Below are 10,282 nucleotides of genomic sequence, written 5' to 3'. Positions count from 1 at the left end.
CGCGTTGTAAGTAGGGGACCGTTTAAATAACGTTGCCAGACAAAGTTCTTTGCTTTCAGCCAACTGGGTTTTCAATAAGGCATGGCGGGCTGCCTGAGCCGGAGATGGGGTCCGCTTGGAAAACGGAATCTATGGTCACTCCCGTTTTTGCAACACCGATTTCGACGATAAGTTGGCTTGCTTGAATCTATCCGGCGTCTTAATGGGAGCCAGCCGATCGACCAGTTCTGCCAGGTCCCGCTGATGAATATGTTTCTGCAGTAACGTCAGAGCAGCCATACTGCGATGACCGGCGATTTCATCATCCGAAATGACGGTCACATCAACCAGCGGGAAAGCATTGCTGTAGAGTTTTCCAGCCAGAGCCGGATCGTCAAACTCATCCAGCCATCGGGTGGAGTACGGATACGGGCTGCGTTTACCGGTATAGAACAGCACCGGTATCACCAATGGCAGTGTCTTATGGCCCGCGTCGAGATGACGCTGCATGGCGGATAAGGCGAAAGGCCATATGCCTGTCGGGCATCGACTGGTGCTCCACAAGAACGTGAATGTATCCATCGCCGGCAGAAGTTTTCAGGCTGTAGAGCACGTCGCTGAAATACTGGCGCAGATCATCCTCAACGAACGAGCCGGATTCCAGTTTCAGCGTGCTGAGATCGCAGACTGCGCGGAGTTCCGCAGGCAGGTGGATTTCCATGAAATCCCTGGCAATATCCGGCTGCGTCAGGAACTGCCTGAACGTGGCATCGTGGGGAGTGGGTGTGCAGCTTTTCTTTCTCATCAGTCCTGCCCCTGAAAAATAACCGGCATATGTTACCACGCCACCTGAGTCTGTTTGCCAGGAAGTCATCCCGGTTATTTATTCCGGGTATTGCCGGTCTCCGGTTCCACCTTCTGAGCATTGCAGACCCGGATAACCGTCATTTTAGAAACGCCGGCCAGACGAGCTGTTTCACGTAAGGATTTACCGTGAGCCAGGCGCAGTGTACGTATCAGCTCGTGTTTCTGCACATCGGCTACCCTGCCCCGGTATTTGCCCTCGGTTTTCGCTTTACTGATGCCTTGCGCCTGGCGGCGTCTTCGGTCTTCATAGTCCTTTCTGGCAATGGCAGCCAACATTGAATCGCTACTGGTTTGTTAGACACCTCAGAGTCATTTAAAATGGCTTAAAAATGAGGTGCCCATGAGCGGTAAACGTTATCCCGACGAGTTTAAAATTGAAGCGGTCAAACAGGTTGTTGATCGTGGTCATTCCGTTGCAAGCGTGGCAACACGCCTTGATATCACCACTCACAGTCTTTATGCGTGGATAAAGAAGTATGGCCCAGATTCTTCGGCCAATCAGGAACAGTCAGATGTTCAGGCCGAGATCCGACGGCTCCAGAAAGAATTGAAAAGGGTGTTGCGTTGACAGATTGAATCTACAGCGGCGTACTTCGCAAAGCTGTCCGACTGAGGTACGTCTTTATCCGTGACAACAGTCGTGACTTTCCGGTTCGTTTGCTCTGCCGTGTTTTGGATGTTCATCCGAGTGGTTTCTATGCCTGGCTTCAGCAGCCCCATTCACGGCGATACCACACAGACCAGAAGCTGACCGGGCTGATTAAGCAGTTTTGGCTTGAATCTGGGTGTGTATATGGCTATCGCAAAATTCACCTGGATTTACGCGATACGGGTGAACAGTGTGGGGCGAACCGGGTCTGGCGTCTGATGCACGGTGCAGGAATAAAGGCTCAAGTCGGTTATCACAGTCCAAGATCGTACAAAAGCGAGCATTGTGGCACCCAACAAGCTCCAGAGACAATTTAACCCGATGGCACCGGATGAACGCTGGGTGACAGATATTACGTATGTTAGAACACATGAAGGTTGGTTATATCTTGCGGTAGTGGTCGACCTGTTTTCCCGTAAAATCATTGGCTGGTCGATGCAGGCCAGAATGACGAAGGACATCGTGCTGAACGCATTGCTAATGGCGCTGTGGAGGCGTAATCCGCAAAAACAGGTGTTGATACATTCAGACCAAGGCAGTCAATATACTAGCCACGAGTGGCAGTCATTCCTGAAGTCACATGGTCTGGAAGGTAGCATGAGTAGACGCGGCAACTGTCATGATAACGCCGTTGCCGAAAGTTTTTTCAAGCTTCTCAAGCGTGAGCGGATAAAGAAAAGGATCTACGGAACGCGGGAGGAAGCCCGAAGCGATATTTTTGATTACATCGAAATGTTTTATAACAGCAGGCGTCGACATGGTTCTAGCAATCAGGTGTCGCCGAATGAATATGAACAGCAGTATTATCAACGACTCGAAAGTGTCTAGATTACCCGTAGCGATTCAATTCTTAGACTAGCACTATCTATATAATTTTATACAACCCTCGCTTTTAGTGGTCACTCTGGTGGTCTTGACAGGGTGGGAATTGAGAGTTAGCTTGCTTATTAGCCAGTTACTGGCAAAGGCGATCCCAGTCAGAGGAGCCAAATTCAAAAAAGCAGATGTCCTCGGGCATCTGCTTTTTGCTTTAGATTCAAAAAAATAATGCAAGAATCCTTCCTGATGCGTGTGCGTTTTCCCCGCTGTATCGGGCGAATTTGGTGGTCAGATTTGGGGTCAGATTGGTTCGATAATGGAGTGACCCCCAAATGGCGTTTAACGACCTAAAAATCCGCAACGTAAAAGCATCCTCTAACCCTTTCAAAGCCTCCGATTCTCACGGTCTGTATTTACTCGTCAATCCCAATGGTTCACGCATCGGATATCTCAAATAGCGCATCAAGGGTAAGGATCACCTATTCTGCCTGCACTTGCAGCGCATAATATTTACGGGCGCTTTGCCATGCCAGAACCGCGAGCCCCAGTGCGATTAAGGAGAGAATGGCACCAGCCCAGTTCGGTGACGCCAGGCCAAAACCGGCAGCAATGGTGGCTCCGCCCGCCCAGGCGCCCAGCGCGTTACCCAGATTGAACATGCCGATGTTTACCGATGCAGCCATTGTAGGTGCGCCGGCATGGCTGGCGCGATCCATGACCAGTTTCTGAATGGGAGAAACCGTTGCGAAACCAAAAGCGGCCATAAGGAAGACTGAAATACCGGCAACCATATGATTTTCAACACCGACCCAAAAGATCAGAAGCACTGCGCCCTGTGCTGCCAGGGTAACGAAAAGCGTGCCAAAAAGTGATCGATCGGCAAAACGACCGCCTACCCAATTTCCCACTGCAAGTCCGAAGCCAAAAAGCACCATCAGCCATGCCACACCGCTGGCTGAAAAACCGGCTTTTTCGATCATCATCGGAGCAATGTAGGTAATCGAGGTAAAAAACGCGGCCGGACCAAAAACGGTGATGCCCATGACAAGCAATACCTGTGGATCGACAAAGGCACGTAGTTCTGCGCGCAGGGCAACCGCTTTTCCCTTCTCGATGCGCGGTACCAGCAGAGCAACACAGGCCATCGTAAACAGCCCAATCGCGGCAATCACCCAGAAAACCAGCCGCCATCCAAAGAGTTGTGCCAGCCAGGTACCCAGGGGAACGCCAAGCAGATTAGCCAGTGTCAGTCCCGAAAACATAAAAGCAATAGCGCTAGCCTGACGGCCCGGCGCAACCAGAGAGGCAGCGATAATCGATCCGATACCAAAAAAAGCACCATGGTTGAAAGAGGTGATAACACGGCCAGCAATCGCCAGCGCCAGTGTCGGCGCAATCGCGGTAATGATATTACCGATAGTGAATATAAATCCCAGTGCTATCAGCATCGTCTTGCGGGGCACTCTCGCCCCCAGAACCGTCAAAAGCGGCGCGCCGACAAAAACGCCCAGTGCGTAAGATGTGGCCATTAGCCCGGCGGTAGGGATATTGACATTAAAATCAGCGGCTATTTGCGGGAGAATACCCGCAATAACGAATTCAGTAAGACCGATTCCGAATGCGCCGACGGCGAGGGCTAAAAGCGCTATTGGCATTGAAACTCCAGCATGTACTTGTTGATTGAATATCATTAGGTAAAATTGAGTATATTCGACACCATATTCAGAGAGTGAACCCTTATGAGTGCATTTGATAAAGAAAAAGATGGCATTCGGCAGACAAGACATAAACCGGCAGAACTCGATGCAATCGACCGAAAAATATTAGGTGCACTGGCAGAAGATTCAGGGCGCAGTTACAGCGAACTTAGCGAAATCGTTAATCTTTCTGCACCGGCGGTGCACGATCGCGTGAAGCGTTTGAAACGTGACGGGGTTATAAAGGCAACCGTTGCGGTACTAGATGGCTGCAAGCTGGGTCGAACGCTGTTAACGTTCCTGGTTATTGATACCAGCAGCTATAGAGCGACCCGCGCTCTTCTTCAGTTCACCCAGCGACGGGAGGTTGAAGAGCTGCATACCGTCGCGGGGGATGGGTGTGTTTTAATAAAGGTACGCGCGGCAGACACCGAATCTCTGGAAAATTTCCTGATGGAAATTCAAAGCCTGGAGGGCGTTCGCTCTGTGCGCAGCTATATCGCACTTTCTACCTTTCTTGAGCGTGGGCCCTCTCCTGACGAAAGGTAAGCTCCCGAGCCAACAAACTGTTATAGCAAATACGGCGAAAACTGTATCTATTCTCTTTGGTACAACTGTGTTGTAATTGATAAAATATTGTCAGGTTCTTGTTGAATCAGGAAGAATTTCCTAAGCGTAATGGTGTTGATGATGGATGAAGTAAAGCGCCTTCTGACTGAAGAGATTGAACGCATTAACCGTGAAGAGAAGCGTGATAATAAAATACGCTTTAGCCTGAAGTTTATGCGCTCGCACCCTTACCTGTTCTCTGCCATGCTGATCAGCTACGTGCCCGTCGCTTTGATATTATTCTATGCGGCTTATTTTGGCCTGCCCTACCTGATTGGCTTCACCGGATTTATGCTGGTCATGTCAGTGGCGCTTTCGATAGATATCAACCCCAAATATCGCTTCGAAGATATAGATGTGCTGGATTTACGTGTTTGCTATAACGGTGAGTGGTTTACCAACCGTCAACTTTCACCTGACACAGTCAATAAACTGCTGAGCAATGAACATATCGCGCAGGAAGTCAAAAACGGAATAACAAAAATCCAATTCACAAAGGGGGAAGTGGGTTTTTACGATGTTTTTTCTCTCGCTTATCTTAGAAAAGCCGCAATATGACGTTTAGCGTATGAACCTCCCCATCCCCGGCATCAAGTGCATGCCATTCGTGCCATCCACTGCGTGGCTATTGCGCTGCGACCGACACTAACCGTCAACCCCCATGTGGTGATACGCTTTCATCACATTATCCATCACGGCAAAAAATAGGTGTGCTATGGCCAAGTTCGAGCAACTGGCTCGTCAGATGCGAAAGCAACTTCAGGAGGGAATTTGGCAGCCGGGTGACAAACTTCCGTCGCTGCGAGAAAAGTCGATTCACTCTGGTATGAGTTTGATGACGGTGCTACGAGCCTATCAATTATTAGAAAGTCAGGGACTGCTTATATCGCGCCCACAGTCAGGCTACTACGCCGCGCCACAGTTAGCCGCACCGCCGCTGGATAGCGTCTCCCCCTCAAACACGCAGGCTCGGGTGGAATTGACTGAAGATGTTGACGTTAATGCGTTTATTTTTGATGTGCTTCAAGCCAGCAAGGATCCCTCTGTCGTTCCTTTTGGCTCTGCATTTCCTGATCCACACCTTTTCCCTCAGCGTCAATTAACCCGCTCTTTGGCGTCAGTGGCGCGACGCATGCAGCCACGAAACGCCTTGGATAATCTCCCGCCCGGTAATGAGCAGTTAAGAAAACACATTGCTCAGCGCTACGCATTGCAGGGTATTTCCGTTTCACCCGATGAAATCGTCATTACCGCCGGCGCAATGGAGTCACTCAATTTGAGCCTTCAGGCGCTGACCGAACCGGGAGATTATGTCGCCATTGAATCGCCGGCCTTTTACGGTGCATTGCAGGCCATTGAACGTTTCAAGCTTAAAGCGATTGCGATAGCCACCGATCCGCAACACGGAATAGACCTTGATGCGCTGCATCAGGCGTTGAATGACTATCCAATAAAAGCCTGTTGGCTGATGACCAATTTTCATAATCCGCTCGGCTGCACGCTATCATGGGATAATAAACAGCGGCTAGTGGCGATGTTAGAAAAATACGGTGTGGGATTGGTTGAAGATGATGTTTACGGTGAACTGTACGCTGGATTACAACGGCCGTTACCCGCGAAGGCATTAGACAAAAAAGGCATGGTCCTGCACTGCTCTTCATTCTCCAAAAATCTGATGGCGGGATTCCGCATCGGTTGGGTGGCGGCCGGCCATCATGCCAAGAATATCCAGCGCTTACAGCTGATGAGCACGCTCTCTGCCAGTGCCCCCATGCAGTTGGCTATCGCGGAATACCTTGCGACAAGCAGTTATGACAGCCACTTGCGTCGTCTTCGCAAGGCATTGGAACAACGTAAATATGCTGCGCTCCAATCGCTCCAACGGCATCTCCCTTACGACGTTAACCTTTATCCTTCGCGCGGTGGTTATTTCCTGTGGTTAGAATTGCCCCCAGGCCTCAGCAGTACTGCGCTTTACTGGCAAGCGTTAGAGAAAGGGATCAGCATCGCGCCCGGAAAAATGTTCACAGCGGGTGACAAATACGATCGCCATTTCCGCTTGAATGTATCCTATGAGTGGGATGAGCGCTGCGAGCAAAGTGTAAAGGTATTAGCGGCACTCATTCAGCAACAAATAAAGGCTATGCACAAGACGAAAATATAGACCGCCATAGGTAATGCTATAAATCTGCTCGCAGCGCTGTGATACTAAATAGCGATTGAGCAGATTTACCTTACCAATAAGCATAACAATGAGATTATTTCATCAGCCACACCAGGTGTCGCTGCCTGATATTCTCATCGGGTGCCGTTCTCCCCGTCTTGATGCTCTACCGCCAGCGCAGTAATCAGCGAGAACGCACAGGCTAGCATCGTGCCAAGTATCCAGGCGAAGTACCACATACTTACTCTCCTTAACATGTTAGTAAGCGGAATGCTTATTCTCTTCGATATAACGCGCATCAATCCGCCCGAACATCTTGTAATAACACCAACTGGTGTAGAGCAGGATGGCAGGAACAAAAATGCAGGCCAATATTGTCATAACCTGAAGCGTCAGTTGACTCGACGTGGCATCCCAAATCGTCAGGCTGACGTTAGGGGCAAGACTGGAAGGCATCACGAAGGGAAATAACGTGATTCCTGCCGTCAGGATCACACTGACAATCGTTAATGACGAGGTGAGAAAACCCCAGCCACAGCGGTTTGCACGTGACAACAGCATAGTGAACCAGGGCAGAATCACACCCAGCGCCGGGATCGACCACAGCGCAGGATACGCGGTAAAGTTGGTTAACCAGGCGCCGGCTTGCTGAATCACCACTTTTCGCAACGGATCGGAAGGGGCGGTTTTGTCCAACGTTGAGGTAATAACGTAGCCATCAATGCCCATGATGACCCAAAGACCAGCCACTAAGAATGCGACGCTGGTCAGCACGCTGACGGCCTGCGCGGTTTTTTGTGCACGGACCTGAAGGGTCTGCGTGGTACGCATTTGCAGATAAATCGCACCGTGAGTGATAAGCATCGCTACACTCACCAACCCGGCCAGCAGCCCAAAGGGGTTAAGCAGACCGAAAAAGCCGCCGTGATAAGTAAGCCGTAAATAGTTATCCACGTTCAACGGTACACCCTGTAGCAGATTGCCAAAAGCGATACCGAACACCAGCGCAGGCACGAAGCTGCCAATAAAAATGCCCCAGTCCCACATCCCACGCCAGCGCGCATTTTCCAGCTTGGAGCGGTAATCAAAACCAATCGGGCGGAAGAACAGCGCTGCCAGCACCAGAATCATCGCAAAATAGAACCCGGAAAAAGCGGCGGCATACACCATCGGCCAGGCGGCAAACAGCGCCCCCGCACCGGTGATCAACCAGACCTGATTACCATCCCAGTGCGGGGCAATGACGTTAATCATTACTCGCCGCTCAACATCGTTCTTGCCCAAGATGCGCAGCAAAATACCCACACCCATGTCAAAGCCGTCGGTGATGGCGAAGCCGATGAACAAAAGGCCAATCAATCCCCACCAAATCAGGCGCAATGTTTCGTAATCCAGCATGATTGAAGCTCCTGTTAACCTTTAGTCTGTGTGGCGGGTGATAGCTGCTCGAAGTGGTAACGGCCCGTTTTTAGGCTACTGGGCCCCAGTCGGGCAAACTTGAACATCAGGTAGGTTTCTGCCACCAGAAACAGCGTATACAGCCCGCAAATCAGCCCCATTGACAGCAGAATGTCGTAAGCCTCAAGAGATGAATTGGCCACTGCGGTAGGCAGCACTTCACCCACTGCCCACGGTTGACGGCCGTACTCGGCAACGAACCAACCGGATTCAATCGCGATCCACGGCAATGGAATGCCGTAAAGGGCCACGCGGTGCAACCCTCTGCCCTGCCCGATGCGGCCACGGATCACACGCCAGAATGACAGTCCGAAAATGACAAGCATCAGCACGCCGCAGCCCACCATCACCCTGAAAGCGATATACAACGGTGCAACGCGGGGAATGGAATCGTTGACGGCTTGCTGAATCTGGCTTTCGCTGGCGTTGGCGACGTCATCGGTATAGCGCTTGAGCAACATGCCATAGCCAAGGTCGTGTTTGGCCGTATCAAAGCGGGCGCGAACAGCAGGATCGGCGTTGCCTGCACGCAACGTCTCCAGCAACCCGTAGGCCTGCATGCCGTTACGGATGCGGATTTCATGTTGTGCCATCAGATCTTTGATACCGACGACCGGTTTATCGAGGGAACGGGTTGCGATCAACCCCAACAGGTAAGGAAGATGAATAGCGAAATCGTTCTGCATTGTCTCCTGATTAGGAATGGCAAACAGCGTGAAAGACGCGGGTGCAGGCTGGGTTTCCCATTCTGCTTCGATGGCAGCCAGCTTGGTTTTCTGCACATCACCCATCACATAGCCGGACTCATCCCCCAGAACAATAACCGACAGCACAGAAGCCAGTCCAAAGCTGGCCGCAATGGCAAACGAGCGCTTGGCGAAGGGAAGGTCACGGCCTTTGAGCAGATAATAGGAACTGATCCCCAGCACAAACATCGCGCCTGCGGTGTAGCCAGCCGCCACGGTGTGCACAAATTTCACCTGAGCAACAGGGTTCAACACCAGCTCGGAAAAACTCAACATTTCCATACGCATGGTTTCATAATTAAACTCTGCTGCCACCGGATTTTGCATCCATCCGTTGGCGACCAGAATCCACAGCGCTGAAAAGTTGGAACCCAGCGCGACAAACCAGGTCACCAGCATATGCTGAACTTTACTCAACCGGTCCCAACCAAAAAAGAACAGGCCAATGAGCGTGGACTCGAGGAAGAACGCCATCAGCCCTTCCATCGCCAAAGGCGCACCGAAAATATCGCCCACGTAGTGGGAATAATAGGACCAGTTAGTACCAAACTGGAACTCCAGTGTCAGTCCGGTGGCCACACCCAAGGCAAAATTGATGGCGAACAACTTGCCCCAAAATTTAGTCATGTCCTTATAGATTTGCTTGCCGGTTAACACATAGGTGGTGTTCATGATGGCCAACAAAAAGGACATCCCCAATGTTAGCGGGACGAATAAAAAGTGATACATAGCCGTCAAGGCGAATTGCAACCGAGACAGTTCGACAACATCAAACATGGTAGACTCCTAGCGCGGCATGAAAAATCACACCATGCGGTTATTCCGCGTTCCAGCCGGAATAAATAGCGATGAATTAACACAATAAAATGCTGCTCCGACGGGCAGGATGACAGCCGGAATGTTTTGCATAGACGAGATAACAATTAATAGGTAATGGTTCGGGAAAGGATTATAGCGTGCAAAAAATGACGAATAAATAGTACAGTAGAGCCATAAGCCAGAATACCTAATCCACATCAAAATAAGAATAAAACACTTAATAAAATTAATTTTTAGATAGAAAATAACGAAAAAATACAAATTTACAACATTATAGACCAGTTTAAATTTACTTCACCTTTTTAAAACCCCATTTATTGGTACAGATTAATCCCAGTGAAATATAACAGTTACTTTTTGTATTAATTTTATGACTCTCCTCTGCTGTTGTGTATCTGAGGGTGGTCTGGATCTCCCCTACCAGAATAACCGCAGTACCCTTTGGATAAAGTCAGCGAAAACGCCACATAGCGTA

Annotated in this window: 7 protein-coding genes and 4 pseudogenes; 5 read left to right on the top strand and 6 right to left on the bottom strand. The window is 50.2% G+C overall.

Annotation, left to right across the window (positions count from 1 at the left end):
• Positions 1–207: 207 nt before the first annotated feature.
• Positions 208–784, bottom strand: a pseudogene (locus J5067_RS15470) (Rpn family recombination-promoting nuclease/putative transposase); the annotation flags it as partial.
• A gap of 74 nt (positions 785–858) precedes the next feature.
• Positions 859–1,122, bottom strand: a pseudogene (locus J5067_RS15465) (serine recombinase); the annotation flags it as partial.
• A gap of 64 nt (positions 1,123–1,186) precedes the next feature.
• On the opposite strand from J5067_RS15465, the pseudogene J5067_RS15460 reads away from it, so the two are divergent.
• Positions 1,187–2,323 (top strand): annotated as a pseudogene (locus tag J5067_RS15460) (IS3 family transposase).
• Between the two features lie 323 nt (positions 2,324–2,646).
• Positions 2,647–2,769, top strand: a pseudogene (locus J5067_RS15455) (Arm DNA-binding domain-containing protein); the annotation flags it as partial.
• A 24-nt stretch (positions 2,770–2,793) separates the two neighbouring features.
• Here J5067_RS15455 and J5067_RS15450 read toward each other — a convergent pair.
• On the bottom strand, positions 2,794–3,969 hold the full coding sequence (locus J5067_RS15450; RefSeq protein WP_264651489.1) for an MFS transporter: 1,176 nt from the start codon (positions 3,967–3,969) through the stop codon (positions 2,794–2,796).
• Positions 3,970–4,053: 84 nt separating this feature from the next.
• On the opposite strand from J5067_RS15450, the gene J5067_RS15445 reads away from it, so the two are divergent.
• From J5067_RS15445 to J5067_RS15435, 3 genes are all read left to right on the top strand, one after another.
• A complete protein-coding gene (locus tag J5067_RS15445) occupies positions 4,054–4,560 on the top strand; it encodes an Lrp/AsnC family transcriptional regulator (RefSeq protein WP_264627854.1) in 507 nt (168 codons plus the stop codon).
• Between the two features lie 141 nt (positions 4,561–4,701).
• Positions 4,702–5,178, top strand: coding sequence for a YlaC family protein (locus J5067_RS15440; protein ID WP_264627856.1), 477 nt, complete (start codon positions 4,702–4,704; stop codon positions 5,176–5,178).
• A gap of 157 nt (positions 5,179–5,335) precedes the next feature.
• Complete coding sequence (locus J5067_RS15435) at positions 5,336–6,784, top strand: PLP-dependent aminotransferase family protein (RefSeq protein WP_264643299.1); 1,449 nt, start codon at positions 5,336–5,338, stop codon at positions 6,782–6,784.
• 134 nt (positions 6,785–6,918) lie between these two features.
• On the opposite strand, the gene cydX is transcribed toward J5067_RS15435, so the two are convergent.
• From cydX to cydA, 3 genes are read right to left on the bottom strand one after another with little or no spacing between them, the layout of a single operon-like run.
• Positions 6,919–7,023, bottom strand: a complete 105-nt coding sequence (gene cydX, locus J5067_RS15430) for a cytochrome bd-I oxidase subunit CydX (RefSeq protein ID WP_264628079.1) — start codon at positions 7,021–7,023, stop codon at positions 6,919–6,921.
• Positions 7,024–7,042: 19 nt separating this feature from the next.
• Positions 7,043–8,182, bottom strand: coding sequence for a cytochrome d ubiquinol oxidase subunit II (cydB, locus tag J5067_RS15425; protein WP_264643300.1), 1,140 nt, complete (start codon positions 8,180–8,182; stop codon positions 7,043–7,045).
• Between the two features lie 14 nt (positions 8,183–8,196).
• Positions 8,197–9,765 (bottom strand): cytochrome ubiquinol oxidase subunit I, encoded by a 1,569-nt coding sequence (gene cydA, locus J5067_RS15420; RefSeq protein ID WP_264643301.1) that lies wholly within the window; start codon positions 9,763–9,765, stop codon positions 8,197–8,199.
• Positions 9,766–10,282 lie beyond the last annotated feature (517 nt).

Source organism: Candidatus Symbiopectobacterium sp. NZEC151 (assembly GCF_025962655.1).
In the GTDB taxonomy this organism is placed as follows: domain Bacteria; phylum Pseudomonadota; class Gammaproteobacteria; order Enterobacterales; family Enterobacteriaceae; genus Symbiopectobacterium.
This window is presented reverse-complemented; position numbering and strand designations above follow the sequence as displayed.

Excerpts from the sequence above, each read along its gene's own strand:
- cydB (WP_264643300.1), bottom strand. The coding sequence starts at position 8,182 with ATGCTGGATTACGAAACATTGCGCCTGATTTGGTGGGGATTGATTGGC.
- cydA (WP_264643301.1), bottom strand. The coding sequence starts at position 9,765 with ATGTTTGATGTTGTCGAACTGTCTCGGTTGCAATTCGCCTTGACGGCT.
- J5067_RS15445 (WP_264627854.1), top strand. The coding sequence starts at position 4,054 with ATGAGTGCATTTGATAAAGAAAAAGATGGCATTCGGCAGACAAGACAT.
- J5067_RS15435 (WP_264643299.1), top strand. The coding sequence starts at position 5,336 with ATGGCCAAGTTCGAGCAACTGGCTCGTCAGATGCGAAAGCAACTTCAG.
- cydX (WP_264628079.1), bottom strand. The coding sequence starts at position 7,023 with ATGTGGTACTTCGCCTGGATACTTGGCACGATGCTAGCCTGTGCGTTC.
- J5067_RS15440 (WP_264627856.1), top strand. The coding sequence starts at position 4,702 with ATGGATGAAGTAAAGCGCCTTCTGACTGAAGAGATTGAACGCATTAAC.
- J5067_RS15450 (WP_264651489.1), bottom strand. The coding sequence starts at position 3,969 with ATGCCAATAGCGCTTTTAGCCCTCGCCGTCGGCGCATTCGGAATCGGT.